Raw genomic sequence first — 25,907 nt, 5'->3', positions numbered from 1 at the left:
AATAATTAACCTGCTTAAGCTAACCCCCTCACTTTAGCAGGGGGCAACCATCAACTGAAGGAACTTTCTCGCTCCATACCTTGAGTGGCGATTCTTTCAGTGATCAAAGGCTTGGGTGCAACATATCCCACAATAGCCAAAGGGCGATCGCTAGGAGACTAGTGCCCGTCAGTGTTTGTAATCGCTGTTCTGAGAGATACTGTGACAACCAGCGACCAATCAATACCCCAATCAAACTAGTCGTCACTAAGGCTAAAGCGGCTCCAAAGAATACGAGCCAAGGAGAAGCAGCGCGGGCAGCCATGAAAAATACAGCAATTTGAGTTTTGTCCGCAAATTCCGCCAGAAAAACGGTTAAAAATGCAACCCCAAACTCTCGCCATGGCAACGCGCGCTTAATCATCGACTGGCCTCTAGGCGTCCGTCATTTCCTCAACAGTCTCGGTTGTCTTGGTTTCTGGGCGGTTTTCTGTATTGAGACGACGGTAGCGACCCGAAGAACGCTTGCGAAACTTACGGGCATAGGCTTGGTTGCGAAGGGCTTTTTCTTTCTTGGGATTGCGGCGTTTGGCCATGCTTACCTCGGTGGTAGGGGTGGTCTCAGCATTCAGCAAAAATTAAGCATAGAGATATTATCGTATCGGAATTTCTCATCCAACACAAGAACTTCTTATCGAGCAATCTCTGAGCCTACCGCAGTGACAGACTCCCGATGCTCACCTACGGTAGGGTGCGGGGCTTCCCGCCTAGTAGCTAAAAGAAACGAAAACCCCCTAAGCCTTGGCCTAGGGGGAAGAGCAGCTTGTGGCAAAAAGCTGTAGATTGAGACTATTTAGTTTCCGAGAACTCAGCGTCAATCACTTCGTCATCACCACCACTACCACTGCTGCCGCTGCTGCTGGCGCCAGTCCCATCAGTGGATTGAGCACTTTGATAAACACTAGAGCCGACCCTGTAGAGGGTTTGTTGCAGATCCTGCATCAGCGATTTCACCCGTTCAAAGTCAATGGACTCAATGGGTTTCTTCTCAGCTTCGGTGCCAATTTCCGAACGTAGGTTGGCAATGAGAGAAGTAAGGCGGTCTTTATCACTGCTGGAGACTTTATCCCTCAACTCGTTCAACTGTTTCTCGGCTTGATAGCAGAGCTGCTCTGCTTGGTTCTTAGTCTCGATTTTCTCGCGTTTGGCCTTGTCGGCAGCAGCGTTCATTTCTGCTTCGCGCACCATGCGCTCCACTTCATCCTTGGGCAGCGTTGAGGCGCCGGTGATGCTAATGGACTGCTGTTTACCGGTGCCTGTGTCGCGCGCGGTCACGTTGAGGATACCGTTGGCATCAATATCAAATGTCACTTCGATTTGGGGAACGCCACGGGGTGCTGGAGGAATACCGTCCAAACGGAAGGTACCGAGGCTCTTGTTGTCGGCGGCCATTTCCCGCTCCCCTTGCAGGACGTGGATTTCCACATTGGTTTGACCGTCAACCGCAGTGGAGAAGACCTCGGATTTCTTCGTTGGGATCGTGGTGTTGCGGGGAATGATTTTGGTCATCACACCGCCAAGGGTTTCCACCCCCAAGGACAGAGGCGTGACATCGAGGAGGAGAATGTCTTTCACTTCCCCTGCCAAGACCCCCGCTTGAATGGCAGCACCCACTGCCACGACTTCATCGGGGTTCACACTTTGGTTGGGTTCTTTGCCCAGCAACCGTTTAACCAGTTCTTGGATGGCGGGAATACGGGTGGAACCTCCTACCAGCACCACTTCATCAATCTGCTCTTTGCTGAGTTTGGCATCCTTGAGGGCTTGCTCAACGGGAACACGGCAACGATCAATGAGGTCAGAGCAGAGTTCCTCAAACTTAGCGCGGGTGAGGGTCATGTCAAGGTGCTTAGGACCATCCTGCGTTGCGGTGATAAAGGGCAGGTTGATTTCCGTTTGCATGACGCTGGAGAGTTCAATCTTCGCTTTTTCTGCCGCTTCCGTGAGCCGTTGCAGTGCCTGTTTGTCTTTGCGGAGGTCAATACCTTCTTGGGCACGGAAGGACTCGGCCAAGTAGTCCACAATTTTTTTATCGAAGTCGTCACCGCCAAGGTGGGTGTCCCCAGAGGTGGCGAGCACTTCAAAAACGCCGTCCCCCACTTCAAGGATGGATACGTCGAAGGTACCCCCGCCAAGGTCAAATACGAGGATGGTTTCGTTGGCTTTTTTATCTAATCCATAGGCCAAGGAGGCAGCGGTGGGTTCGTTGATGATCCGCAGCACTTCGAGACCCGCAATTTTGCCGGCGTCTTTGGTGGCTTGGCGCTGCGAGTCGTTGAAATAGGCAGGTACGGTAATCACCGCTTGGGTGACTTCCTCGCCAAGGTATTTGCTGGCGTCCTCTTTCAGTTTGCGCAGGACTTGAGCCGAAATTTCTTCGGGGGCAAACTGTTTGCCAAGGGCGGGGCAATCCAGCTTGACATTGCCATTGACGTTCAAAACTTTATAGGAGACCTCGGTGGCTTCGTGGGTTACCTCGTCAAAGCGACGGCCAATAAAGCGCTTTACAGAATAGAAAGTATTTTCGGGGTTCATCACTGCTTGCCGTTTGGCAATTTGACCCACGAGGCGATCGCCATTTTTGGTGTAGGCAACAACGGAGGGCGTTGTCCGAAACCCTTCAGCATTGGCAATAACCGTGGGCTTGCCCCCTTCCATGACGGCCACACAGGAGTTGGTGGTTCCCAGATCAATTCCAACAACTTTTGCCATAGCGACGAAAACTCCCTTTGCAGGCTAACTTTGATGCGGGGCACAGCACCCATATTGGGCTTAACCCTCTCTTCTTCCTATCTATAGTGCGATCGCTCCTGCTATGAGCAAAAGGGGGATTTACCGAACCTAGAGCGGGGGGTGAACCGCGTAGGGCAAAGGATCCACAAGCCCCAGTTCGGCAAAGGCCGCCAAACGCAACCGACAGGCATCACAGCGACCACAGGCCGCTTCGCCCTCGCTGTAACAGGACCAGGTTTTTTCCCAGGGAACGCCGTATTCATTCCCCAGACGAATAATGTCTTTTTTGCGCAGCTCAAGAAGGGGGGTGACAATTTCAATGGGCTGGCCTTCGCGTCCCTGCTTGGTGCCGAGGCGATAGACCTCCTGCATGGCGGCAATATAGTCGGGGCGACAGTCGGGATAGCCGGAGTAATCGAGGGCATTGACACCAATGTGCACGGTTTGCGCCCCGCGGGCTTCGGCATAGGCAAGAGCAATACTCAAGAAAATCGTATTGCGAGCCGGAACATAGGTGGTGGGAATCTCTTGAGGCATGGTCGCTAGGTCGCGATCGCGGGGCAGGTCTATTGTCGAATCTGTCAGTGCCGAGCCACCCCACAATTGCAAATTTAGGGAGAGGATTTGATGCTCAAGGACTCCTGCTGCGCCGGCAATGGCAATCGCGGCCTCTAATTCCCGCCGATGGCGCTGCCCATAGTCGAAGGAAAGGGCATAGCAGGCATAGCTAAGGGCTTTAGCGCGAAATAACACGGTGCTGGAGTCTAAGCCCCCTGAGAGCAACACAACGGCCTTCTGTGTCGTCATCCTAACCTGTCTATCAAAAACTTTACATTTGGCAATGCTGTGGTAGCATCTTTCTGAAAATCTTCACCCTGTGAGTATTTACTTACGGCGGGCGATCGCCAACACCAAATCTTTCCCCGGTTGCGTAGAGGAGTGAAATACCGAGACATGAGTTCTACCGTCCGTCCCCAGCCTGAACCACTGCGCATTGGCGTTATCGGTGTTGGCAACATGGGTCAGCACCACACCCGTGTTTTGAGTTTACTCAAAGATGTCGAACTTGTGGGCATCTCTGATGTGAATCTGGAGCGGGGCATTGATACCGCCAGCAAATATCGGGTGAAATTTTTTGAAAATTATGTGGATTTGCTGCCCCACGTGGAGGCAGTGTGTATTGCGGTGCCCACCCGTCTCCACCACGAAGTGGGCATTACCTGCTTGCGCCACGGGGTGCATGTCTTGGTGGAAAAACCCATTGCCGCCAGTATTAGCGAAGCAGAATCCTTGGTAAATGCGGCAGCGGAGTGCCAGTGCATCCTCCAAGTGGGGCATATTGAGCGATTTAACCCCGCGTTTCAAGAACTGAGCAAAGTCCTGCGCACCGAAGAAATCCTTGCCCTTGAAGCCGATCGCATGAGTCCCTACTCGGATCGCGCCAATGATGTTTCAGTGGTTCTTGACTTAATGATCCACGACATTGACCTATTGCTGGAACTCACCAATTCCCCTGTGGTGCGCCTAACGGCAGCGGGCAGTCGCTCTGCCAATTCTGGATACCTCGACTACGTGACAGCCACCTTGGGCTTTGCCAACGGCATTATTGCCACCCTCACTGCCAGCAAAGTCACCCACCGCAAGCAACGGCGCATTGCCGCCCACTGCAAAAATTCCCTCACGGAGGCAGATTTCCTGAAAAACGAGATTCTCATTCACCGCAAAACCACCGCCTCGTGCAGTGCCGATCACGGCCAAGTTCTCTACCGTCAAGATGGTCTGATTGAGAAGGTCTATACCAGCAATATTGAACCACTGCATGCGGAGTTGGAGCACTTCGTCAACTGTGTCCGTGGCGGTCACCCCCCCTCGGTGGGTGGAGAGCAAGCCCTCAAAGCATTGCGCTTGGCCAGTCTCATTGAGCAATTGGCCCTTGATGGCCATGGTTGGGGACAGTTGGATGCCTCCTTGGCGGCACTAATTCGTTAGCACCGCTCACCCTCGTTTCCTTGCGCTAGGGTAGTAAGTACAGCAGCGAGGGTGGTGTCAATGACAGATTTGGAAGGCTGTGCTTTTTTGGCCGCCCAAGCCAAGGTGAAGTCCTATCTCGCCTACTGGTTTCAGTTGGGCAAGCGGCTTTGTATTTGGGGCGGGAAGCATACTGTGCTGCCGCAACCGGTTCTGCAGGGCGATCGCTACAGCCAAGCCTTTGAAGCCTGCTGGGCCTATGTGATCTCCGGTCAGGCAGGAGACTGTTTTCTTGAAGACACAACTGAGACCCTTAGCCAACTTTTGAGTGATTGTTGGGACATTACCCCCTGTGCCCGCTGCCAAATGCCGGTGCCTCTGCCCTGTTATGGGCTGCCCCCCGTGCACTGTCCCTGTGCAAGTCTCCCCAATTGGCCCAACTTTGAGTTACCACTGCCTCGCAGTCCTGTTAACCCCCGTACCCACTTGCTATCGCTAAAAAAACGCCTCAGTCTTTAAAATGTGTGGGATTTCCCCTTACCCCCAATTGTTGCCCCTCAATGGCAGACACCACACCCCGATGTCACCCTAGATTCCCATGCCCTGCATCTTTGGTGGTTAACACTTTCCCCTAATGTGCCCCGCGAGGTTGTCCTGCGCACCTATTTACGTTGCTATCAGCCTAACCTAGGGGAAGAGCCTCTACCACGTGCTACCCGAGGTAAGCCCTATTTGGATGGGTTGGAATTTAACTGGAGCCATAGTGGTAACTTAGCAGTCTTGGCCGTGAGTGGCAGGGCGGCTGTGGGTGTAGATGTGGAAATTTTGCGCCCCTGTTCTCAGTGCTCAGCAATTAGTCGGCGTTTTTTTGGGGCGGCACTGCAACAAAGGATATTAGAGGGGGGCGATCGCTCCTTTCTGCAAGCTTGGACATACTATGAAGCGTGGCTCAAGGCCCAGGGGATAGGGGTATGGCAGCGGACAGCAGCTCAGCCTTTGGAACATTGGGCAGCCAGTTTTCCCGTGGGCGATCGCGCTATTGCCAGCATTGTTGTGCTAACGCCAACTGTTCCCCAGTGTTTCTTTTTTCGGCCAGAAGCGATGGAATAAACTACTGCTCAGGGAGGGGTCATTTCATTTTAGGGGGGTAACAGCAGTAACCGATAAATTAACCAAAATTAAACAAACTTATACTTTTATGGTGTATAATCACTCTTATGAGCAAACCATCAATTTCTCAAGCGGCGCAATGAAAGGGTGTGTCCACCCCAACCCTGCGGCAGTGGGAGGCTCCATCTGTTAAAATTTGCTAAGTACCCCAAGCTCTGGGGGAATTGAAGCCTGTGAAGAAGTAACACCCCTTGAGAGCGTCGCTCTTGAGACTTCGATGAAGCAGGAAGTCAGCAGCAAATCTAAACAATGGAGTCTATGAGTCTATTTGACTTGACTGGATAGATTTGTATAAGTCTTACAGAGCGGAGCAAGCAATTTCTATTTTCAGATTTTTTATAAATCCTCTTAGGAAGGTTTTCTGTTAGGTGAGGTCATGGGGAGCTGTTAAAGGCTGAAGATAGGTCTGTACCAATGTCTGATAAAAGCCCAAGACACGCTTATCTTTGAAGACCGCAGGGACACGGGCAAAGGCAGCACGGGAAATAATGGCATATTCAGGGATGGCAAATACACTTGTGTTATTGGCTTGATACTGTGGCCAAAAGTAGGGGGTGAGGTGGGGGAGTTTCTGGAGAATCCGTTCAATTTCTGCTTGAGCAACGGCCATCGCCTTATCGGTTGTAGGAGCACCGTTAAAGAAAATGGGCAAAGGAAGCGGCCCACCTTCGCGGCGAAAGGTGTGAATTTCATTAAAGAGAAATTGGTCAATGACCTGAGCCGCATTATTGAGGGAAGAGAGATCGGTGTGTCGGGTAGGAATCAAAACGGCATCACTGGCATATACGGCACTTTTACTTAAAAAAAGCCACGCGCTGGGGCAGTCAATAAGAATGTAGTCATAGCGATCGCGCAAGGGGGCGAGGAGTTCCCGCAGGCGGGTAATCGGTGGATTTTGGGTTTGCATCGCCTGAATCAGAATGCTTTGCAAGTCAGAGGCAGCGGGGATGACATCAAAGATATGGGCAGATTTAATGCTGCTGCTGGTGCGGATGCGCAGGTTAAAGGGGCGAATGGTATGCGCAATTTCCTCTTCAGGGTTTTGCAGGCAACTGGCGAGTGTTGTATTAGTGGGCGTTAATTCTAGTGCACGAGTGAGATCCCCTTGGGGATCGCAATCTATGAGCAACACAGCAGCATCGGCCACAGCAAGGGTGGCTCCCAAGTTAATCGTGGTTGTGGTTTTGCCCACTCCCCCCTTGTGGTTATAGATACAGAGGGTGGTGGCGCGGGGGCGCGATCGCAAGCAGGTTTTGAGGTCTGCAACAATGTCCTCAAGGCGATCGGCGGTCAGTTCATAGTTGGGTGTGGCAGGATAGACCAAGTGGCCATGGCGTTGAAAAAGCTGTAGATGGCGGGCGTTCGTGATCAATCCCCAAGCGGTTCCTTGGCAATGGCAACCCCTGAGAAGTTGCCGTAGTTGTTGTAGAGCACGGCTACGATGGGCAGAACCGTTTTCAAGGTTCAAGACCACGGTTTGACTGGGGGTATTGCGGGAGCGACGGGCAGGGGTTTTAATCTCAACAATTAAATCGGGGTCAACTTGAGTTTGGCAAAAAGGAGGCTGATTCTCGCGGGGAAAACGTGCCGCCACATCGGCAATGCCCGCACCTGTGTCAAAGGAAGATTGGCGATCGCGATCGCCAAAGCCCAATACACTCAGCAGCGGTTGTACAAAGTACTGCTCAATAACGGCTTCACAGGTCTCGTCACCGTGAATTTGTTGCCATTGCGATCGCAAGCAGGAAATATCCAACGTTAAGCACCACCCAGCCGTCTTGAATCCTTCAGAATAGGTTGGCCACCCTCGAGCGTCAAGATCACGACGCTACTAAATCGCTGCGGATTGGGCTTTCCAAAGGCCTTGTTAATTGGTTATGATAATAAGTCTGCAAATCTTTCACATTCGTCCCCTTGGGTGTCCTCACCGGATGATGGACGGATGGTTGTTTAACCCATAGGAGTACAACTCAATGGCCGTTCTTAGCCTTGCCCAAATGCTAGAGGCAGGGGTTCACTTTGGTCACCAAGCCCGCCGCTGGAACCCCCGCATGGCACCCTACATCTTCACCGTTCGCAATGGGGTGCACATCATTGACCTCGTGCAAACCGCTCAACTAGTGGATGAAGCCTACAACTACATCCGCAATGCTGCCGAAAAAGGCAAACGCTTTTTGTTTATCGGTACCAAGCGCCAAGCCGCCGGCATTGTCGAACAGGAAGCCCTCCGCTGTGGCAGCTACTACGTCAACCAGCGCTGGCTGGGGGGGATGCTCACCAACTGGAATACAATCAAAACCCGTGTCGATCGCCTCAAAGAATTAGAAAGCATGGAGGAAAATGGCCTCATTGATCTGCGGCCGAAACAGGAGGCCTCAGCACTGCGGCGGGAGTTGGCACGTTTGCAAAAATACCTTGGCGGAATCAAACAAATGCGGCGGCTCCCCGATGTCGCAATTATTGTTGATGTCAAGCGGGAATACAACGCCGTTGCCGAGTGTCACAAATTGGGGATTCCCATCGTGGCATTGCTGGATACCAACTGTGACCCTACCCAAGTGGATATTCCCATCCCAGCTAACGATGATGCCATCCGTTCGATTAAGCTGATTGTGGGTAAACTAGCCGATGCCATTTACGAAGGCCGCCATGGTCAGCTGGACGAACCGGAAGCGGATCTCGCTGATGAGGACGACGATGGGATGACTGCCGGCGACGATGGTGATGCTGAAGCCCTAGATATTCCAGATGACTCTGACGCTTAATCCTTGAGGAACAGATCATGGCAGAGATTTCAGCCAAACTCGTCAAAGAACTGCGGGACAAAACCGGTGCCGGCATGATGGACTGCAAGAAAGCCTTGCAGGAGTCTAACGGCGATATGGAAGCCGCCATTGCTTGGTTGCGGCAAAAGGGTTTAGCCTCTGCGGGTAAAAAGGCCGGTCGCGTGACCAGTGAAGGTCTGGTGGATAGCTACATTCACACCGGTGGGCGCATTGGCGTACTGGTGGAGGTGAACTGTGAGACCGACTTTGTCGCTCGCAATGAAAAATTCAAAGCCCTTGTCCAAGACATTGCCAAGCAAATTGCCGCTTGCCCCAATGTGGAATTTGTTTCAGTGGATGATATTCCCGCTGAGTACAAAGAAAAAGAACGCCAGATTGCCCTTGGCTCCGATGCTCTAAAGGGAAAACCTCCTGAAGTCAAGGAGAAAATTGTTGCCGGCAAACTGGAGAAGACCCTTAAAGAGCTATGCCTGCTCAACCAGCCCTTTATCCGCGATCAGTCCAAAACTGTCGAAGAGTTGGTCAAAGAGCATATTGCTGAACTGGGGGAAAATATCCAGATTCGCCGCTTTCAACGCTTTGTCCTCGGTGAGGGGATTGAGAAGCAAGAAACCAACCTTGCCGAAGAGGTGGCCGCCCAAACCCAAGCCATGAGTGCCGCTGCAAAAACTGCCGAAGCACCGGCGGAGGTGGCCGAAACCGCGACCCCTGAAGTGAGTGCCCCTGAACCAGCAGGGGAAACGACGACTGAAGAGCCAACTCCAGCTTCTGAGCAGACGGCGGAACCCGTCGCTGAGCCTGCTACTAAAAGCCCTGAACCCGTCGCTGAGCCTGCGGCTGAAAGCAAAGGATTTGGTGCCACTGCCAAAAAATCCGGTGGCAAGTCTCGCACCGCCAAGAAGAAAAAATAATGTCCCTAGGCGTAGCCATGGGTTTGGAGAAACGCGAGGTCAATTTCCACTGCGGTTGAGGAGTCTGGAGGTAGGAGAAACTTGCGGGTATATTTGCCCAACAAATCCGCCTCTAGGTTCACACCCTCACCCACCCTAAGAAACTGCAACGTCGTTTCTGCATAGGTATGGGGGATGACGGCAATGCTGAATTCATCCCCTTTTTCATTGCAACGGGCAACGGTGAGGCTAATGCCATTGATGGCAATGCTCCCTTTGGGGATGATGTATGTCGCGACTGCTTCAGGGGCAGAGAATGTGAACTCCCAACTGCTGCCGGTGGGGGCGATCGCCAGTACGCTGCCAACCCCATCCACATGGCCGGTGACGAAATGCCCCCCCAGCTGATCCCCGACGCGCAAGGCGGGTTCGAGGTTCACCTTTGCCCCCGCTGCGGCCTTGGCCGCCAATGTAGTGCGCCGTAGCGTTTCCGGGGAGACACTGACCGTAAAGCCTGTGGCATCAAAGGTTTCCACCGTCAGACAAACGCCGTCAACGGCAATACTATCGCCAACGGCCACCTCCTGAAGAAAAGGGGTATCGGCAGCCTGAATCCTCAACTGCGACTCGGAGCATTGCCGCAGGACACCCATTGCCCGAATAATGCCGGTAAACATGACTCTCTAGCCTTTGAGTAAATGCCTTTGATAAAACTGCAATTCTGCCGCAAGGGCGGTGGCGATCGTGCTGCTTTGGCGGAAGCCGTGCCCCTCTTCGGCAAAGGTGTAGTATTCGACGGGAACCCCTCTGGCTTGGAGGGCAGCCACCATCTGTTCCGCTTGGGTGGGGGGAACGACGACATCCTTGAGTCCTTGAAAGAAAATCACCGGACGGGTGAGACGCTCCACATGGTAGAGGGGCGATCGCCGGCGGTAGAGGTCTGCCCCTTCGGGATAGGGGGCAATCAGTTGATCAAAATAATGGGCTTCAAAGGCATGGGTCTCCTTAAGCAGGCTAATGAGATCGCCAATGCCGTAGTAACTTGCCCCCCCATGGAAGGTGGTGGTAAACGTCAGCGCACAAAGGGCGGTATAGCCCCCGGCACTGCTGCCGCGAATGAGCAAGGGATTGCCCGCTACCCGTCCTTGCGCCACCAGATACTGGGCGGCGGCACTACAGTCTGCCACATCCACTACGCCCCACTGTCCCCGCAGGGCATTGCGATAGGCGCGACCATAGCCGCTGCTGCCGCGATAGTTGACATCCAACACGGCAAAGCCGCGAGTTGTCCAAAACTGCGTGCGCAAATCTAGACCGCTGCCACTGGCTGCCGTTGGCCCCCCATGACATCTTACGATTAGGGGTGGGCGTGAGCTTGGGGGGGGCTGCACCTGTGGATTGTGGGGCGGGTAGAAAAAGCCATAGGCGGTTGCACCGTCAGCGGTGGGAAATTCAAGCACTTCCGGCTGCGAAATCCACGCCGGCGGCAGGGGAGCAGCAATGGGGTGCAGCGGTGTGGTGGTGCCGTCCTCAAGATCAAACTGCACAATATGGGGGGGCAACAGGGGCGAACTGCCGATAAAGGCAACGGCGCGATCGCTCACCCGCACGAGGCTATGAATCTCGCTGTAGTCCGTGGGAATTGGTTGCCATTCCCCGCTCCTCAAGGAAACCACCGCCAGCCGCCACAGCCCGCGATCGCTATAGGTGAGCACCGCCGTTTCAGGGGTCACAAGGGCATAGGTGGATTGACCAAAGACCCACAGGGGCACGCCGGCATCATAGGGAGCTTGCCAAACGGGTTCGTGGCGACCGTTGCGGTAACGATAGAGATTCCACCAACCAGAGCGATCGCTGATGTAGTAGAGGCTCTCTCCCTGCCATTGGGGTTGCTGCACAGATTCTGCGTTGCTGCCGGCAATGCGGTAAGGCGTTCCTAGGGTCCCCTCGCCCTTGACCGTTGCCCCCCACAGTTCACAGCCATCCCAGGGCATCTGCGGTGCAGACCATTGCAGCCAGACAAGGGTATCCCCCTTGGGACTCAGGCGCGGCGCGGCATAAAAGCCGGCACCCGTGACAAGGGCAGTCCGTTCCCCTGCAAGGGAAATGGCCACCAAGGACTGCTGCGATCCCCCCTCTGGCAGCTGCACTTCTTCGACACAGAGGAGGCGATCGCGCCCCGCATCAACGCAGCCATCGGCAAAGCGGCAATTATCAGCCCGATAGATCAGCCGGGGGATAGCCTTGCCCAGAGCATAGATCCCCTGATCGGCATCATTGACAAAGTAAATTTGATCACCGTGGTACCAGTAGGCACCGCCGCCGTACTCATTCACGCGGGATCGGACACTCAAGGGAGCTGCCAACAGTTCTTGTCCTTGACGTACCAGCACCACCCGCCCCTTTTCTTGGGGACGCCGCTCTAACCACACCAGCCCAAGGGCCGTGGAGCGCAGTTCACTAAGAGCGGGGGCAGCCGCACTCACTGCCGCAGCCGAGAGAATAGAAGGCCACCAACCGTAGTCCGGACTCATTGGGGAATTTGCTCAAGCACCAACTTTTGCCGTTTTACCGGCTCCGGGATACTGATCGGGTACTTGCCCGTAAAACAGGCGGAACAGAAGCGATCGCCGCTGTCGTAGGTGGCGGCAATCATCCCCTGCCAACTTAGGTAACTCAGGGAATCCACGCCAATCTGCGCCGCAATCTCGGCCACAGACTTAGTGGCGGCAATCAGTTGATCTTGGCTGTCGGTGTCAATGCCATAAAAGCAGGGATGGGTGACAGGGGGCGAAGAAATGCGCATATGGACTTCTACCGCGCCGGCATCCCGCAGGGCTTTGACAATTTTGCGGCTGGTGGTGCCCCGCACAATCGAGTCATCCACAATCACTACCCGCTGACCCATCAGCACATCCCGCAGTGGATTCAGTTTCATGCGAATTCCCGACTCGCGCATGGACTGGGTGGGTTGAATAAACGTGCGCCCCACATAGCGATTTTTAATCAGGCCTTCGGCATAGGGCACTCCCGTTGCTTGGGAAAAGCCAATGGCCGCGGGCACACCAGAGTCTGGAACAGCAATTACCACATCGGCATCGGCGGGGGCTTCACGACCCAACTGCTGCCCGAGGCGCTGGCGGTAGCTATAGAGACTTTCCCCTTGCATGACACTGTCGGGACGGGCAAAGTAAATCATCTCAAAGATGCACAGCTTCCGTTGCGGCTTTGCCCATTGCACACTGCCAATCCCTGCGGCAGTAATGTGGACGAGTTCCCCTGGTTCAACATCCCGCACATAGTCCGCGCCGATAATATCGAGGGCACAGGTCTCCGAGGCAAGGACATAGTGGGGCGTTCCCGCTGTCGGGAGGCGACCAATCACCAAGGGACGAATGCCGTGGGCATCCCGCAGTCCAAACAATCCCGCCGGGGTACCCAACACCAGACTAAAAGCGCCTTGGCACTGTTGGGCTGCGGTGATCATCCCCTCTGACCAGGATTGCCCCTGCCCCACCGCTTGGGCGATCGCCCAGGCAATCAGTTCCGAATCCGTTGTACTGGCAAGCACCGCCGTCGGCGCCTCACAGGCCAGCACCTGTTCCCGCAGGGCATAGGTATTCACCAAGTTGCCGTTGTGAGCCAGGGCCAAAGACCCTAGGCGAGTTTCCACAATCACCGGTTGGGCGTTGACAATGCGACTGGAACCGGTGGTCGAGTAGCGGTTGTGACCGACCGCCCAGTCTCCCACCAGCCGTCCTAGGATCTCTTCATCAAAAACTTGGGAAACCAAGCCCATGGCCTTGTGGCAGTGCACCCTGTCCCCGGCAAATGTGGCAATGCCCGCCGATTCCTGACCGCGGTGTTGCAGGGCAAAAAGACCAAAGTAGGCGAGGCGCGCCACCTCTGCGCCAGGGGCATAGACCCCAAATACCCCACAGGCTTCTTCCGGCTTATCGGCAAATTGGTGTTCTGTCATCTAGTCCAAATACTTCGGCAGGGGCGATCGCCATGCAAGTTCTAACTCTTCCATCGTAACCTTGATGAGTGTGGAATGGTCAGCGGTCTCAACCCACAGTTCTGTATCTTCACCATTGACAACCCCTAGGCGCGTCCACGCATCGGGCAGTTGCGCCTGCACATAGGCCTCCCACGCCGTCTGTTCTGGGGGTGGCACCGACACCAGAATCCGCGCTCCTCCCTCTGCAAACAGTAGCGCATCCCACCGTGGATAGGTGCCCGCCGGCAATTGAATCTTTGCCCCTCGCCGACCGCTGAGACAGCTTTCCGCCAAGGCCACGGCTAGACCCCCCTCACTTAGATCGTGGGCACTGGCAACCCACCCCTGCTGAATGCCATAGCGGCAGGCCGATTGCACCCGCTGCTCTAGGTCTAAATCAATCTGGGGCGGACGACCCGCCACCAGGCCATGAATCTGGGCAAGGTATTCTGAACCGCCGAGGCTAATGCGCGGATCACTCAGAGGGGTCGTCAGAGGCAAGCCCAGGAGGTAAATGACATCTCCCCCTGCCCGAAAGCCCTGACCCACCACCCGCTGCACATCGGGAATCAGGCCCACCATCCCCACCACCGGCGTGGGATAAATGGGGCGCGGCCGGCCGTTGCTCTCAATCGTTTCGTTGTAGAGGGAGACGTTGCCACCGGTGACCGGCGTTTGGAGGGCACGACAGGCCTCGGCAAGCCCTCGGCAGGCATTGGCCAACTGCCAGTAACCCACGGGTGTTTCTGGGCTGCCAAAGTTGAGGTTATCGGTGACGGCCAGGGGTTCCGCCCCGACACAGCTGAGATTGCGGGCGGCCTCCGCCACAGCTGCTTTGCCCCCTTCATAGGGATCCAGATACACATAGCGACTGGGACAATCCACCGTAGCTGCAATCCCTTTTGCAGTGCCCCGCAGGCGAATCACGGCGGCATCGGCATCGCCGGGAAAGACGAGGGTATTGTTTTGCACTTCGTGATCGTACTGGCGATAGACCCATGCCTTGGAGGCAATACTGGGGGTGGCTAAGAGGGTGAGCAAGATCTCCGAGGGCGATCGCGCCGGTAGTGCCAATTGATCCACCGACCATTGCCGCGCCTGTTGCACATAGAGGGGTGGCTCACTGGGGCACTGTCGCTCATACACAGGCGTGTCTTCGGCCAGGGCACGGGCAGGGACTTCTGCGGCCACCTCGCCCCGGTACAGCACCCGCACCACCGGTTCGGCAATCACCCGCCCCACCACCACCGCCTGCAAGCCCCAGCGCCGGAAAATCGCAATCAGTTCTGCGTCCCGCCCCTGAGCAGCCACCAGGAGCATCCGCTCTTGGGACTCCGAGAGCAGAAACTCGTAGGGCACCATCCCTTCTTCGCGGGCGGGCACTTTGTCAAGATCGAGTTCAATACCGACCCCCCCTTTGGCAGCCATTTCCGAGGTCGAACAGGTCAAGCCCGCTGCCCCCATGTCTTGGGCGGCCACCACTGCTCCGGTTTGAAAGGCTTCAAGACAGGCTTCAATGAGGCATTTTTCCGTAAAGGGATCCCCCACTTGGACGGCGGGGCGATCGCCTGCGGATTCATCGCTTAACTCCGCACTGGCAAAGCTGGCGCCCCCCATGCCATCCCGCCCCGTGGTAGAGCCGACATACAGCACAGGATTGCCGATGCCACTCGCCCCTGATTTGACAATGGCGGGGGTTTCCATGAGACCCAAGGCCATGACGTTCACCAAGGGATTCCCCGCATAGCAGGGGTCAAAATAGACCTCCCCCCCCACCGTGGGCACACCGACACAGTTGCCGTAGTGGGCAATCCCTGCCACCACCCCCTTGACTAGTTGTTGGGTTCTTGGTTCCTTGAGATCACCAAAGCGCAGGGCATTGAGCAGGGCAATGGGACGCGCCCCCATCGTGAAAATATCCCGCAGAATTCCCCCTACCCCGGTCGCTGCCCCCTGAAAGGGTTCAATGGCGGAGGGATGGTTGTGGGACTCAATCTTAAAGGCAAGGCGCAAACCCTCCCCTAAGTCCACCACGCCGGCATTCTCACCGGGGCCTACCAGTACCCGTGACCCTTGGGTGGGAAACTGCTGGAGCAGCGGACGGGAGTTTTTGTAGCAACAGTGCTCTGACCACATCACCCCAAACATCCCCAATTCAGCGCGGTTGGGATGGCGGCCAAGGCGACGGACAATTTCGGCGTATTCTTGGGGCTTGAGACCTTCAGCAGCAATCTCAGCCTCACTGACGAGGGGCGTTTGACTCATGGCAAAGGATCATTCGGCTATGTTACTGATTATCGGGTCTAGCGGGAATTGGGGTACCAAAACATCCCCTTAATCCCCTCAGGATCCGGACGAAAGCCCAACTGACGGTAAAAGTCCACCACATGGGGATCGGCAAAGAGGGTAATGTTGCTGATGTCCTCACTGCGGAGTTCTTTGATAATCTGCCGCATAAGTTCTTTGCCCAACCCCCGCCCCTGAAATTCGGGATGCACCACCACATCCCAGATCGTGGCATTGAAGGCATGGTCGGAGGTGGCACGGGAAAAGCCAATAAGACGACGATAGGCTCCCCGCTGCTCCCACATCGAGATTACCAAAAAGCTATGCTGAATGGCTTTTTTCACCTTGCGAATGGGACGGCGCGCCCAGCCCACCGCATCACAGAGTTCTTCTAGTTCATAGACATCAATATCTTTTTCTTTGCTAAAAATAATTTGGCTTTCGCTGCCACTGTCTCGCCCGCCCTCAGACCCTAAACTAGGAGACGTGGTGGTGGCGCCGGCAGTTGATTGCGAATTGAACAGCGATTTCCAGAAGCTCATGCAAGTATGCTGGAGATGGGGAAACGACCAAGTGTAACCCGGCCTAGGCTATAGTATAGCGACTCTCACCGATGGTTTCTGATTTTCAACTGCGCAACCTTGATGTCCTGAAGCGGTTTAATCGCTCTTTTCCGGACTTTTATGAGCAATTTGTGGGTCGGGATGTCCAATTGCAGAACTTGAAACTGGCCTTTCAAATTCACAAAACCAATCAGGCGGTGATTCAGATTGTCCCGGAGGGCGATCGCTCCGTTCTCCACTTTGCCCACCGCAATCGCTCCTACCTGCTCAGCGATCTCTTTGGGGTGATGGCTGCCTACCGGCTGACGATTCACAATGTGTCCCTCTATGGCCATGTGCGACCACCGATGCTGGTCTTTGTCAAGCTGGTGCTCTCAGAGCAGGGCAAGCCCCTGACGAAAAAACGCAGTGAAAGCGTGCGCCGTGCCCTGCAGCAGACCCTCAGTGGGGAGTTTGCCGTTGAGGAAATGCTGGCCATGGAGTTTAACCTCAATGAAGGCCTGCCGCAAATTAGCACCAGTTTTTATCAGGATCAGGTCTTTCATCTGCCGGCCCTCTTGGTAGAGTCCACGAATCATCCTGCATTGCTTTACAAGGTAATGCACGCCATTTGGCAAGAGGAGTTGCTGGTGGTGAATATCAACTTTATGCTTTGGCAGGGGCGGGTGCGATTGTTGCTTTATCTGCTAGGGCCCAATGGCAGTGTCATTCCCGATTATTTAGGCTCACGGATTGCCGCCAAAATTAAGGATCATTTAACAGGAAATACAGCTATTTTCTGAAATAGGAGATACCCGCTTTCAGCGTTTTGAGTGTGTTCTATCCTCGTGAAAAAAGTTGTAGTTAGGGTACGATAAGGTGTGTTTGTCCCCTTCATGACAAGTCCCATGACGGCCGAACAACATCTCCACCTGTGGCGAGCGGTGAACCTCAGCGATCGCATTCTGGCGGCAATTGATGTCGGGACAAACTCAATTCACATGGTGGTGGTACAAATTCAGCCCAGTTTACCCAGCTTCAAAATCATTGCTGCCGAAAAGGACATGGTGCGTTTAGGGGAACGCTGCCAAATTACGGGACAACTGACGGAAGAGGCCATGAAGCGGGCGATCGCCACCCTACGCCGCTGTCGGGAACTGGCCATCGGTCTTAAGGCCGAAGAGATCATCGGTGTTGCCACCAGTGCCGTGCGCGAAGCCCCCAACGGTCGCGAGTTTTTAGAGCGGGTCAAGGCAGAAACCGGTCTGACAATTGATCTGATTTCCGGCGAAGAGGAAGCGCGGCGCATCTACTTAGGCGTACTCTCCGGGCTGGAATTTAATGGCAAGCCCCACATCATTATTGACATTGGCGGTGGATCCACAGAGTTAATCCTTGGCGATGGCCATGAACCCCGCTATCTCAGCAGTACCAAGGTGGGGGCAGTGCGCCTAACGGATTTATTGGTCAAAAGTGACCCCATTAGTGATCAGGACTATGCCGCCCTGCGCGCCTATGTGCGGGGAATGTTGGATCGTCCCGTGGAAGAGCTGCGGCAGCATCTCGACCCCCATGAAAAACCGCAGTTGGTGGGCACCTCAGGCACGATTGAAAGCTTGATGATGATTCACACCTGCGATCGCCTTGGCGCTTGCCCTCCCTCCCTACGGGGCTATGAACTCACGCTAGCGGACTTAAAAGCCCTTGTGGCCAAATTGCGGCGGCTGAACTTTAACCAGCGCTGTCAACTTTTGGGGATGTCGGAGCGGCGCGCAGAAATTATTGTTGCCGGGGCAGTGATTCTTGCTGAAGCGATGGAAATGCTGGGCCAAACCAGCCTGATCACCTGCGATCGCGCCCTGCGGGAAGGCATCATTGTGGACTGGATGCTCACCCACGGCCTAATTGAAGACCGCCTTCGCTATCAAAGCTCCGTCCGCCAGCGCAGTATCTACAGTTTGGCGCAAAAATTCCACGTCAACCTTGCCAGCAGTGAACGGGTGGCCGATTTTGCCCTGACGCTATTTGATCGCACCCAAGGGATTCTGCACCACTGGACCGACGCCGAACGCGAACTCCTCTGGGCAGCGGCCATTCTCCACAATGCCGGTCATTATGTCAGCCATTCAGCCCACCACAAACATTCCTACTACCTTGTGCGCCACGGTGGCCTACTCGGCTACACCGATACGGAAATTGAGATCATTGCTAACCTCTGTCGCTATCACCGCAAGAGTCCCCCCAAGAAAAAGCATGAGAACTTCCGCCAATTGGTGGGACGGCGGGAACGGCAAATTGTCGAGCAACTCAGTGCAATTCTACGCCTAGCCTCGGCCTTAGATCGGCGGCAAATCGGTGCCGTGGATCACATTAGCTGTGAGTGGCATGCTCCGCAGCGGGAGTTTTGGGTGCAGGTGCATCCGGCGGATCCTTGCGATCGCTGTGAGTTGGAAATTTGGAGTGTCAACTACAAAAAAGAACCCTTTGAAACCCAATTTGGCGTCAGCTTGAAGTTGGAATTAGTGCCCGCCAGTAGTACGGTTCTAGCTACAGCAGTAAATTACTGATTGAGTAGCCTTAGACTTTTTCAACTGGAGGCTGACCCAGCAGCCCCTGGGGTCGCACCAACAGCACAAGAAAGAGAATTGCAAAGGCAGCAGCATCCCGAAACCCCGAAGCAGAAGCAGGCACCATTGCCTCCACCAGTCCTAGCAAAAAGCCCGCCAGCATGGTGCCTGGTAAGCTCCCTAGACCCCCCAGAACAATCACCGCTAACCCCTTAAGACCAAAGATCACCCCAAACTGCGGTCCTGTAATCCCGACACTCAAAGCAACGAGGGTGCCGGCAACGGCAGCCAAGGCACTGCTGACAAAAAAGGTCACTTGAATAATGCGATCGCTATCAATCCCCAGTAATGTAGCGGCGGTGGGATTTTCGGCCACCGCTTGCAATCCTTTGCCCATCCGCGTCCCTTTCACCCAATAGGTCAAGCCGATCATCAAGACCACGGCCACGGCAAAGATGACAAATTGGCTGGTGCGCACCGTAATCTCCCCCAGTTGCAGGGTAAGGGGCAACCCACCCCAGAGTTGATCGGGATAGGTATAGACTTCGGCACCCACCAAATACTGGATCAAGTTGGTGAGGAGAACCGCAGCCCCAAGGCTTGCCACGACGGTCAGGAGGGTATCGGTGGGCTGCTGTCGCAAGGGTCGGAAGATAAACCCATCAATGGCCACCCCCAATAGACCGCAGCCAATGGCACTCAGAACTAAGGCCGGCACAAAGGGCAAGGCAACGGGAAGCTGTGCATTAGCCAACAGACCATTAAAGCCAAAGCGTCCTCCCAAGAGGGCATAGGTGAAGTAAGCACCAATGGCAAAAACAGCACCGTGGGCAAAGTTGATGATGCCCAAAATTGAGAAGACAAGGGTGTAGCCGAGGGCAAAAATGGCATAAACACTACCTGTAGCCAGTCCATCCACAAGGACTTGCAGGGCACTCGTTGCCACCTAAGCGCCTTCCACAAGGGCACGATAATCGGCTGCTGAGAGGAGTCCTGTCGGGGGGGTATTGACCTGTACTTTTACCAGCCATCCCTCCCCATAGGGATCCGCAGCAATTTGCTCGGGGTTATCAATGACCCCTTGATTGACGGCAATCACAGTTCCCGCTAAGGGCGCATAGAGATCCTCAACGGCCTTGACGGATTCAATTGTGCCAAAGCGCTCGCCAGGTTCTAGGGTGTCGCCAACGGCAGGCAACTCGACAAAGACAATATCCCCCAGTTGATCGACGGCAAAGGCACTAATGCCGAGGGTGGCTGTCTCGCCCTCAAGGCGCAGATACTCATGGGTGTCGAGATAGTGCAGATCTTCAGGGTAGGTGAGTGTCATAGCAGACTCCAATCCTCAGGAGCGATCGCTGGCACGGGCAAGGCGCACGGCCGTCACAAAGGCCGCTAAACCTAGGGGCACACTGAGAAGCAGAATTACGGTGGTCGGTATGGTTCCCAACTGGGCTTCCCCAGAACTGAGTTCAAAAACACAACCCACAGTGGCGATCGCTGCCACACAGGCACCCAGTAGGTATAGATAACTCTTGGCCACAGACGATGATCCTCAGAGTTTCCTAGGCAGCAATGGGACGCACGGCACTGGCAGTAAACCCATGCTCCTTGAGTTCATGGCGCAGCAGCGCTTGGTTTTCCACGCGATCGACAAACATTACTCCCGTGAGGTGATCAATTTCATGCTGAATCGCTCGGGCAAGCAACCCACCCGCCATGATGACTTGGGGACGCCCCCACTCATCTTTGTAGGCCACCTCCACCATGGCTGGACGACGCACCTCTAAGTACACCCCTGGAATACTCAGGCACCCCTCTTGGCACACCTCCAGCTCTTCACTGAAGTCCTTGATGACCGGGTTAATCATCACCAGCGGCTCTGCGGCGGGGTCGTCGGGATGAATGTCAATTACCAAAATTTGCTTGTTGATGCCCACTTGGGGGGCGGCCAAGCCAATGCCATCGGCACTGTACATGGTTTGTAACATTTTCCGCACAATATCACGGATACTGTCATCCACTTTGCTGACCCGTTTGGCGGCTTGACGCAGCACGCGATCGCCCAGATAGTGCAATTGTAGGGGCGGATTTTTTAACTTTTTCTTTTCAACAGCCAGAGATGCAGCCATAGGACACGCCGAGTTAGCAAACAGTAACAAAATTAATCACTTCCTAGCCTAACGAATTTTTGAGGCGCTAGACTACTTTTCTGTCGAGGCACTGCTGACACTCGGCAGAAGGCGCTGTTGTTCCTCTAGGGCAGCTTTGTAGCGCTCTACATCCTGCTCAAGATGGGCAATTTGCTCATCACGGGCTTCCATTTCCACCCGAATGGTAAAGATGTGCTGTACCTGTACCCAGACGTTAAAGACCCAAGCAAAGACGGCACCAATGCCCATGGCCACAATGAGTTCAATGCACAATGGGGCTTGAATCACTTTCCCTTCAAAAAACTTAATACTAACGGGATCCGTATTTTGAATGCTAAAGAGAACTAAGCCCAAGCCAATGACAAATATCATCAAGAAGTTCAGTTGTCGCATAGGGCATCCTGTAATAAATCTAATCATAGATAGACAGAGATTGTCGCAGCGGGCATGTTGCCAGCGACCAACCATCTTGGGCTAATCATACCATTGTGGCTAGTCCTCAATCACTGAGTGACTGACTTCTACGGCTTGGACATCAATGGTGCCGGGGGGAGCCAATCGTTGAAACTGGCGATCGCGCACCCTCAGGACTTCACCACAGGCGGGACATTGGGTTTGAGTATTGTTCAAACTGCTAAATTCAAAGCCACACACCGGGCAGGCCGCCGTCACCAGCTTCCAGCGCAACCAAAGCTGCAACCCTGCAAAAAGCAGCACAGGGGTCAACATCAAGATTAAAAACAGCACTAGAAAGGATTGCACTAACCAGCCCAGCCCTAGGAGCCCCAGTAACCAAGTTACCAGCAACACACTGAACCAAAAACGTAGGGTGGGGTTTAGGGTAAATCTTAGGGACATCGGCCTCCCTCCAAGGGCATTGCCGCTATTTTAGCGTAGTCACAGGTGTATCCTAAAAAGCAAGCGCACCATCGAGCTATGGTAATGCCCTATACTCTCCACGCCGAACGTACTCGCGTCGAAGTGATTCCAGAGCGCGGTGGCCTGATTAGCCGCTGGCAGTGGCGAGGGCATGAGTTGCTGTACTTAGATCGAGAGCGCTTTGCCAACCCGCAGTTGAGCGTGCGCGGCGGTATTCCCCTTCTCTTTCCCATCTGTGGCAATCTGCCCGAGGATACATTTCACTATAATGGCCAAGCCTATCGGCTTAGGCAGCATGGCTTTGCGCGGGATTTGCCATGGCAGGTGTTGGATCAGCAGGAACATCTTTTGAAACTGGGACTGCAAGACACGCCAGCCACGCGCCAAGTGTATCCCTTTGCCTTTCACCTGACATTAACCTACACCCTCGCTGCTGATTCTTTGGCGATCGCCCTTGAGGTGGCCAACCCCGGTGACACACCACTGCCCTTTAGCTTTGGTCTGCACCCCTACTTTGCGGTTGCTAACAAACACCAATTGCAGTTTGATTTGCCAATCCATGGCATGGTGGATCAAAAAACGCAGCAACCCCTCACCTTTAGCGGCACGTTTGACTGGAGTGCGGTAGAGCTGGATTTGGCCTGTCGTCCCCTCACAGGTCAAGTGGCTCGCGTCTGTGACCTGCAACAACAGTATTGTCTAACATTGCGCTACGATACAGCATTTACAACCCTCGTTTTTTGGACCGTGCAGGGCAAGCCCTACTATTGTCTAGAGCCTTGGACAGCTCCCCGCAATGCCTTGAATACAGGGGTGGATCTACTGCATGTACCGCCCCAGAAGCACCTCACCCTTGGCGTCGAGATTGCTGTTGCCCCCCTTTAGGGAGAGAATAGAAAAGTTTTCACGCACGCGACCATGTATCCCGATTTTCAGACCTTTTGTCAGCTTGCTGAGCAGGGGAACTTCATCCCCATCTATCAGGAGTGGGTGGCGGATATGGATACCCCCGTATCGGCTTGGTATCGGGTTTGTCGCGATCGCCCCTACAACTTTTTGCTGGAGTCCGTCGAGGGGGGAGAACAACTGGCTCGCTATAGTCTCCTTAGTTGTGATCCCCTGTGGGTGCTGGAAACGCGGGGCAACCAAACCACCCAAACCCACCGCGATGGCTCTGTAACCACATTTACCGGCAATCCCTTCACCATTTTGGCCAATTGCCTTGCCCCCTATCAGCCTGTGAGGCTACCCCAACTGCCGGGGGGAATTGGCGGTCTTTTTGGCTTTTGGGGCTATGAACTGATTCAGTGGATTGAGCCACGGGTTCCTATTCATCCTCCTAGCAACCGAGATTTGCCCGATGGCGTCTGGATGCAGGTGGATCAAATCCTGATTTTTGATCAGGTGAAGCGGAAAATTTGGGCGGTGGTCTATGCCGACACCCGGGCAACGGACTTGAAAACGGCCTACACCCACGCCAGCGATCGCCTAGAGCGGCTTTTGAGCAAACTGCAAACCCGTATTCCTGCTGAGGCCACTCAACTCCACTGGCAACCCAGTCGTCAGACCCCCAGTTACACCAGCAACATTACTCCCGAAGTCTTCCGTGCCAATGTGGAGCGAGCCAAGGACTACATTTGTGCGGGCGATATTTTCCAGGTCGTCCTCTCCCAACGCCTCAGCGCCACCTACAGCGGCGATCCCTTTGCCCTCTATCGCTCCTTGCGCCTGATTAACCCCTCTCCCTACATGGCCTACTTTCAGTTTGGCACGTGGCAGATCATTGGCTCTAGTCCCGAAGTCATGGTCAAAGCCCAACACCATCCTGAAAAAGCCGGCTCTCTCCTTGCCACCGTGCGTCCTATTGCCGGCACCCGCAGACGGGGACAGACCTACGCCGAGGATCAGCAACTCGCCGCAGAACTCCTTGCCGACAGCAAAGAAGTGGCTGAACACGTCATGCTGGTGGATTTGGGGCGCAATGACTTGGGGCGTGTGTGTCGTCAGGGAACTGTCACCGTTGAAGAGTTCATGGTGATTGAACGCTACTCCCATGTCATGCACATTGTCAGTAATGTGGTGGGGGAGCTATTGCCCGATAAAACGGCATGGGATCTACTGCAAGCCTGTTTCCCTGCCGGCACCGTCAGTGGTGCCCCCAAAATTCGTGCCATGGAAATCATCTATGAATTGGAGGGTTGCCGCCGTGGCCCCTACTCGGGTGCCTATGGTTACTATGACTTTGAAGGTCAACTCAATACAGCCATTGCCATTCGCACAATGGTGGTGCAACCTCTAACCGAGGATCAACATCTGATTCATGTGCAAGCGGGAGCTGGTATTGTGGCTGACTCGGATCCACAGCGGGAATACGAAGAAACTCTGAACAAAGCACGCGGGTTGCTGGAGGCAATCTCTGCACTGGCGATGAAACCTTAACCCAATCTTGAAGGGTGGATTATCTTGTCTTTACGTTTGTCTCCTAAGGTAGAAGGCAGTTTCCGCTGACGTTACCTAGAACACAAGGACTGGGAGTGTTGGAGAAACTACCTATCTCTGGAACAGGAACCTAGAGGTTGGTTTCTTTGCTTGAGGTTCTGCTGCCATGGCAAATCTCTCTGCCCCTACACTTACTGCCCCTGTGGATGCACGCTGGCGTTCTTCGGCGCGAGTCCACACATTTAGCATTGGGGACAGCATTTGGATGGAGCCAGAGCGCATTTGGCTAGTGAGCCGTGGTGTCGTCCTCTTGAATCTTCTGCACCCCGATGGCGAAGAAGTGGTGGTGGGACTGGCCACACCAGGGACTGCCTTTGGTTTACCCTTGACCCGTTTAACCGCCTACCAAGCCAAGGCACTGTCCAAAGTGGAGCTGATGCTCTTTACCCTGATGGAAGTGGAATCCTCCCCCAACTTGACCCAAAGTCTGGTGCGCGGTCTTGCCCGCCGCTTGTCTCAAGCAGAAGGTCTCCTAGGAATTACCAGCCATCGCCGCATTGAGGAGCGATTACGTCATTTACTGTTGCTGTTGAAGCAAGAAATTGGTCAATCCCATCCCTTGGGCACACGCTACAGTGTGCGCCTCACCCATCAGCAACTGGCAACAGCTATCGGTACAACTCGGGTGACGATGACTCGCCTTTTAGGCAAACTCAAAGAGGAGCAGTGGCTCACCTACGATCGCGATCGCCACATCATTCTTACCAACACCGCTGCAATTTGAGCGCATCCCAACTTCAGGAAGTCCCTCTAGAACAATAGGGGCAAGTTTTTGGTGTAAATTTTTGTAACCAATTGCATTCATAGTGGCAAAACTGTTAAATTGGCTACAGAAATAAATTGTTTATATTCACTATACACCGAAGCAACCGATAGTAACTGATGTGGTTGCAAAATATCGGGATTGAAATTAGCACTGCACCCATGCAATGAATCCCCCGGCTCAACCTGTGCAGAATTTAATTTATCGGGGTGTTGCCTACCGCACGGAGCAAGCGGAAGCCATGAATACGACGGCAACCACTACTGCCAACACAGCCAATGAAGTGAATTTACAAAATTCAACAGGTGAACACACCCTTTAATTTCGCCGCTTGAGAAATTGATAGTTTGCTCATAACAGCGACTATAACACGATAATAGTATAAGTTTGTGCAATTTTTTGTGTAATTTATCGGTTACTGCTGTTACCCCTTGCATTGGAGTCATCTTTAGTGCGAGCTTTTACTTGACCCCGCTGTAGTATCTTTGCCGAAGTTAGCCAGCGGCTCTCATCAAAGTGAAGGTCAAATTCTGCTAAATCTTCTGGATCAATCAAGTCCTGCTTTAATTGCTCAAGGCTTGGTTTGAACGGAGGAAATTGGGAGCGCCACTTTGATTCCCCATGATTTCTCC

The 25,907-nt window shown here is 54.2% G+C and carries 28 protein-coding genes; 11 read left to right on the top strand and 17 right to left on the bottom strand.

The window, feature by feature from the left end; translation table 11 throughout:
* Positions 1-103: 103 nt before the first annotated feature.
* The 4 genes from ACK4IR_RS04465 to queC all read right to left on the bottom strand — a co-directional run bounded on the left by ACK4IR_RS04465 (position 104) and on the right by queC (position 3,579).
* Positions 104-403: a TMEM165/GDT1 family protein gene (locus tag ACK4IR_RS04465; RefSeq protein WP_409872876.1), complete on the bottom strand. Its 300-nt coding sequence runs from the start codon at positions 401-403 to the stop codon at positions 104-106.
* Between the two features lie 10 nt (positions 404-413).
* On the bottom strand, positions 414-575 hold the full coding sequence (locus ACK4IR_RS04460; protein WP_409872874.1) for a hypothetical protein: 162 nt from the start codon (positions 573-575) through the stop codon (positions 414-416).
* Between the two features lie 253 nt (positions 576-828).
* Positions 829-2,751, bottom strand: a complete 1,923-nt coding sequence (dnaK, locus tag ACK4IR_RS04455; protein WP_409872872.1) for a molecular chaperone DnaK — start codon at positions 2,749-2,751, stop codon at positions 829-831.
* 129 nt (positions 2,752-2,880) lie between these two features.
* Entirely contained in the window at positions 2,881-3,579 is a 699-nt protein-coding gene (queC, locus tag ACK4IR_RS04450) for a 7-cyano-7-deazaguanine synthase QueC (protein WP_409872871.1), read from the bottom strand.
* Between the two features lie 147 nt (positions 3,580-3,726).
* Here queC and ACK4IR_RS04445 point away from each other — a divergent pair, with 147 nt between their 5' ends.
* The 3 genes from ACK4IR_RS04445 to ACK4IR_RS04435 are packed head-to-tail and all read left to right on the top strand — an operon-like array spanning position 3,727 to position 5,850.
* Positions 3,727-4,761 (top strand): Gfo/Idh/MocA family oxidoreductase, encoded by a 1,035-nt coding sequence (locus ACK4IR_RS04445; protein WP_409872869.1) that lies wholly within the window; start codon positions 3,727-3,729, stop codon positions 4,759-4,761.
* A gap of 60 nt (positions 4,762-4,821) precedes the next feature.
* Positions 4,822-5,259: a hypothetical protein gene (locus ACK4IR_RS04440; RefSeq protein WP_409872867.1), complete on the top strand. Its 438-nt coding sequence runs from the start codon at positions 4,822-4,824 to the stop codon at positions 5,257-5,259.
* Between the two features lie 3 nt (positions 5,260-5,262).
* Positions 5,263-5,850, top strand: a complete 588-nt coding sequence (locus tag ACK4IR_RS04435; protein ID WP_409872866.1) for a 4'-phosphopantetheinyl transferase family protein — start codon at positions 5,263-5,265, stop codon at positions 5,848-5,850.
* 424 nt (positions 5,851-6,274) lie between these two features.
* Here the strand turns inward: ACK4IR_RS04435 and ACK4IR_RS04430 are convergent, their stop codons facing one another.
* Complete coding sequence (locus tag ACK4IR_RS04430; protein WP_409872864.1) at positions 6,275-7,666, bottom strand: AAA family ATPase; 1,392 nt, start codon at positions 7,664-7,666, stop codon at positions 6,275-6,277.
* 217 nt (positions 7,667-7,883) lie between these two features.
* Between ACK4IR_RS04430 and rpsB the strand changes: the two genes are divergently transcribed.
* Together rpsB and tsf are read left to right on the top strand one after the other, a co-directional pair.
* Positions 7,884-8,675: a 30S ribosomal protein S2 gene (gene rpsB, locus ACK4IR_RS04425; protein ID WP_409872863.1), complete on the top strand. Its 792-nt coding sequence runs from the start codon at positions 7,884-7,886 to the stop codon at positions 8,673-8,675.
* 17 nt (positions 8,676-8,692) lie between these two features.
* Complete coding sequence (gene tsf / locus ACK4IR_RS04420) at positions 8,693-9,607, top strand: translation elongation factor Ts (RefSeq protein WP_409872861.1); 915 nt, start codon at positions 8,693-8,695, stop codon at positions 9,605-9,607.
* Positions 9,608-9,612: 5 nt separating this feature from the next.
* On the opposite strand, the gene ACK4IR_RS04415 is transcribed toward tsf, so the two are convergent.
* Genes ACK4IR_RS04415 through ACK4IR_RS04395 form a run of 5 tightly spaced genes read right to left on the bottom strand, consistent with a single transcriptional unit; the run spans position 9,613 to position 16,414 of the window.
* Positions 9,613-10,263: a riboflavin synthase gene (locus ACK4IR_RS04415; RefSeq protein ID WP_409872859.1), complete on the bottom strand. Its 651-nt coding sequence runs from the start codon at positions 10,261-10,263 to the stop codon at positions 9,613-9,615.
* 6 nt (positions 10,264-10,269) lie between these two features.
* The gene (locus tag ACK4IR_RS04410) at positions 10,270-12,120 is read right to left on the bottom strand and encodes a prolyl oligopeptidase family serine peptidase (protein WP_409872858.1); all 1,851 of its coding nucleotides are present in this window, start codon (positions 12,118-12,120) and stop codon (positions 10,270-10,272) included.
* The gene (purF, locus tag ACK4IR_RS04405) at positions 12,117-13,565 is read right to left on the bottom strand and encodes an amidophosphoribosyltransferase (RefSeq protein ID WP_409872856.1); all 1,449 of its coding nucleotides are present in this window, start codon (positions 13,563-13,565) and stop codon (positions 12,117-12,119) included. Before purF ends, ACK4IR_RS04410 begins: the two co-directional genes overlap by 4 nt.
* The gene (gene purL, locus ACK4IR_RS04400) at positions 13,566-15,851 is read right to left on the bottom strand and encodes a phosphoribosylformylglycinamidine synthase subunit PurL (protein ID WP_409872854.1); all 2,286 of its coding nucleotides are present in this window, start codon (positions 15,849-15,851) and stop codon (positions 13,566-13,568) included.
* 38 nt (positions 15,852-15,889) lie between these two features.
* A complete protein-coding gene (locus ACK4IR_RS04395) occupies positions 15,890-16,414 on the bottom strand; it encodes a GNAT family N-acetyltransferase (RefSeq protein ID WP_409872853.1) in 525 nt (174 codons plus the stop codon).
* Between the two features lie 71 nt (positions 16,415-16,485).
* On the opposite strand from ACK4IR_RS04395, the gene ACK4IR_RS04390 reads away from it, so the two are divergent.
* Entirely contained in the window at positions 16,486-17,217 is a 732-nt protein-coding gene (locus ACK4IR_RS04390) for a hypothetical protein (RefSeq protein WP_409872851.1), read from the top strand.
* A 93-nt stretch (positions 17,218-17,310) separates the two neighbouring features.
* Positions 17,311-18,981 (top strand): HD domain-containing protein, encoded by a 1,671-nt coding sequence (locus ACK4IR_RS04385; RefSeq protein ID WP_409872849.1) that lies wholly within the window; start codon positions 17,311-17,313, stop codon positions 18,979-18,981.
* 10 nt (positions 18,982-18,991) lie between these two features.
* Here the strand turns inward: ACK4IR_RS04385 and ACK4IR_RS04380 are convergent, their stop codons facing one another.
* The 6 genes from ACK4IR_RS04380 to ACK4IR_RS04355 form a co-directional block, all read right to left on the bottom strand.
* Positions 18,992-19,927 carry a branched-chain amino acid ABC transporter permease gene (locus ACK4IR_RS04380; protein WP_409872848.1) on the bottom strand — a complete coding sequence of 312 codons (936 nt, stop codon included), beginning with the start codon at positions 19,925-19,927 and terminating at the stop codon, positions 18,992-18,994.
* Positions 19,928-20,311 carry a glycine cleavage system protein GcvH gene (gcvH, locus tag ACK4IR_RS04375; RefSeq protein WP_409872846.1) on the bottom strand — a complete coding sequence of 128 codons (384 nt, stop codon included), beginning with the start codon at positions 20,309-20,311 and terminating at the stop codon, positions 19,928-19,930. It lies immediately after the preceding gene.
* A 15-nt stretch (positions 20,312-20,326) separates the two neighbouring features.
* The gene (locus ACK4IR_RS04370; protein WP_409872844.1) at positions 20,327-20,524 is read right to left on the bottom strand and encodes a hypothetical protein; all 198 of its coding nucleotides are present in this window, start codon (positions 20,522-20,524) and stop codon (positions 20,327-20,329) included.
* A gap of 22 nt (positions 20,525-20,546) precedes the next feature.
* Entirely contained in the window at positions 20,547-21,113 is a 567-nt protein-coding gene (gene def / locus ACK4IR_RS04365) for a peptide deformylase (RefSeq protein ID WP_409872842.1), read from the bottom strand.
* Positions 21,114-21,185: 72 nt separating this feature from the next.
* The gene (locus ACK4IR_RS04360; RefSeq protein WP_409872840.1) at positions 21,186-21,527 is read right to left on the bottom strand and encodes a LapA family protein; all 342 of its coding nucleotides are present in this window, start codon (positions 21,525-21,527) and stop codon (positions 21,186-21,188) included.
* Positions 21,528-21,626: 99 nt separating this feature from the next.
* A complete protein-coding gene (locus ACK4IR_RS04355) occupies positions 21,627-21,992 on the bottom strand; it encodes a hypothetical protein (RefSeq protein WP_409872838.1) in 366 nt (121 codons plus the stop codon).
* A gap of 84 nt (positions 21,993-22,076) precedes the next feature.
* Here ACK4IR_RS04355 and ACK4IR_RS04350 point away from each other — a divergent pair, with 84 nt between their 5' ends.
* The 4 genes from ACK4IR_RS04350 (at position 22,077) to ACK4IR_RS04335 (ending at position 25,597) form a co-directional block, all read left to right on the top strand.
* Positions 22,077-22,898: an aldose epimerase gene (locus ACK4IR_RS04350; protein ID WP_409872836.1), complete on the top strand. Its 822-nt coding sequence runs from the start codon at positions 22,077-22,079 to the stop codon at positions 22,896-22,898.
* A 33-nt stretch (positions 22,899-22,931) separates the two neighbouring features.
* Positions 22,932-24,452 (top strand): anthranilate synthase component I, encoded by a 1,521-nt coding sequence (gene trpE / locus ACK4IR_RS04345; RefSeq protein WP_409872834.1) that lies wholly within the window; start codon positions 22,932-22,934, stop codon positions 24,450-24,452.
* Positions 24,453-24,618: 166 nt separating this feature from the next.
* The gene (locus ACK4IR_RS04340; RefSeq protein WP_409872832.1) at positions 24,619-25,236 is read left to right on the top strand and encodes a Crp/Fnr family transcriptional regulator; all 618 of its coding nucleotides are present in this window, start codon (positions 24,619-24,621) and stop codon (positions 25,234-25,236) included.
* A gap of 205 nt (positions 25,237-25,441) precedes the next feature.
* Entirely contained in the window at positions 25,442-25,597 is a 156-nt protein-coding gene (locus ACK4IR_RS04335; RefSeq protein ID WP_409872830.1) for a hypothetical protein, read from the top strand.
* Between the two features lie 86 nt (positions 25,598-25,683).
* On the opposite strand, the gene ACK4IR_RS04330 is transcribed toward ACK4IR_RS04335, so the two are convergent.
* On the bottom strand, positions 25,684-25,907 hold a 224-nt coding region (locus ACK4IR_RS04330; RefSeq protein ID WP_409872828.1), incomplete at its 5' end, for a hypothetical protein.

The sequence above is a fragment of the Thermosynechococcus sp. genome, assembly GCF_046299635.1.
Taxonomy (GTDB): domain Bacteria; phylum Cyanobacteriota; class Cyanobacteriia; order Thermosynechococcales; family Thermosynechococcaceae; genus Thermosynechococcus.
This window is presented reverse-complemented; position numbering and strand designations above follow the sequence as displayed.

Bases quoted from the DNA above. Each gene is read 5' to 3' on its own strand.
- ACK4IR_RS04465 (WP_409872876.1), bottom strand. From the start codon at position 403: ATGATTAAGCGCGCGTTGCCATGGCGAGAGTTTGGGGTTGCATTTTTA.
- ACK4IR_RS04460 (WP_409872874.1), bottom strand. From the start codon at position 575: ATGGCCAAACGCCGCAATCCCAAGAAAGAAAAAGCCCTTCGCAACCAA.
- dnaK (WP_409872872.1), bottom strand. From the start codon at position 2,751: ATGGCAAAAGTTGTTGGAATTGATCTGGGAACCACCAACTCCTGTGTG.
- queC (WP_409872871.1), bottom strand. From the start codon at position 3,579: ATGACGACACAGAAGGCCGTTGTGTTGCTCTCAGGGGGCTTAGACTCC.
- ACK4IR_RS04445 (WP_409872869.1), top strand. From the start codon at position 3,727: ATGAGTTCTACCGTCCGTCCCCAGCCTGAACCACTGCGCATTGGCGTT.
- ACK4IR_RS04440 (WP_409872867.1), top strand. From the start codon at position 4,822: ATGACAGATTTGGAAGGCTGTGCTTTTTTGGCCGCCCAAGCCAAGGTG.
- rpsB (WP_409872863.1), top strand. From the start codon at position 7,884: ATGGCCGTTCTTAGCCTTGCCCAAATGCTAGAGGCAGGGGTTCACTTT.
- tsf (WP_409872861.1), top strand. From the start codon at position 8,693: ATGGCAGAGATTTCAGCCAAACTCGTCAAAGAACTGCGGGACAAAACC.
- ACK4IR_RS04415 (WP_409872859.1), bottom strand. From the start codon at position 10,263: ATGTTTACCGGCATTATTCGGGCAATGGGTGTCCTGCGGCAATGCTCC.
- ACK4IR_RS04410 (WP_409872858.1), bottom strand. From the start codon at position 12,120: ATGAGTCCGGACTACGGTTGGTGGCCTTCTATTCTCTCGGCTGCGGCA.
- purF (WP_409872856.1), bottom strand. From the start codon at position 13,565: ATGACAGAACACCAATTTGCCGATAAGCCGGAAGAAGCCTGTGGGGTA.
- purL (WP_409872854.1), bottom strand. From the start codon at position 15,851: ATGAGTCAAACGCCCCTCGTCAGTGAGGCTGAGATTGCTGCTGAAGGT.
- ACK4IR_RS04395 (WP_409872853.1), bottom strand. From the start codon at position 16,414: ATGAGCTTCTGGAAATCGCTGTTCAATTCGCAATCAACTGCCGGCGCC.
- ACK4IR_RS04390 (WP_409872851.1), top strand. From the start codon at position 16,486: ATGGTTTCTGATTTTCAACTGCGCAACCTTGATGTCCTGAAGCGGTTT.
- ACK4IR_RS04385 (WP_409872849.1), top strand. From the start codon at position 17,311: ATGACAAGTCCCATGACGGCCGAACAACATCTCCACCTGTGGCGAGCG.
- gcvH (WP_409872846.1), bottom strand. From the start codon at position 20,311: ATGACACTCACCTACCCTGAAGATCTGCACTATCTCGACACCCATGAG.
- def (WP_409872842.1), bottom strand. From the start codon at position 21,113: ATGGCTGCATCTCTGGCTGTTGAAAAGAAAAAGTTAAAAAATCCGCCC.
- ACK4IR_RS04360 (WP_409872840.1), bottom strand. From the start codon at position 21,527: ATGCGACAACTGAACTTCTTGATGATATTTGTCATTGGCTTGGGCTTA.
- ACK4IR_RS04355 (WP_409872838.1), bottom strand. From the start codon at position 21,992: ATGTCCCTAAGATTTACCCTAAACCCCACCCTACGTTTTTGGTTCAGT.
- ACK4IR_RS04350 (WP_409872836.1), top strand. From the start codon at position 22,077: ATGCCCTATACTCTCCACGCCGAACGTACTCGCGTCGAAGTGATTCCA.
- trpE (WP_409872834.1), top strand. From the start codon at position 22,932: ATGTATCCCGATTTTCAGACCTTTTGTCAGCTTGCTGAGCAGGGGAAC.
- ACK4IR_RS04340 (WP_409872832.1), top strand. From the start codon at position 24,619: ATGGCAAATCTCTCTGCCCCTACACTTACTGCCCCTGTGGATGCACGC.
- ACK4IR_RS04335 (WP_409872830.1), top strand. From the start codon at position 25,442: ATGAATCCCCCGGCTCAACCTGTGCAGAATTTAATTTATCGGGGTGTT.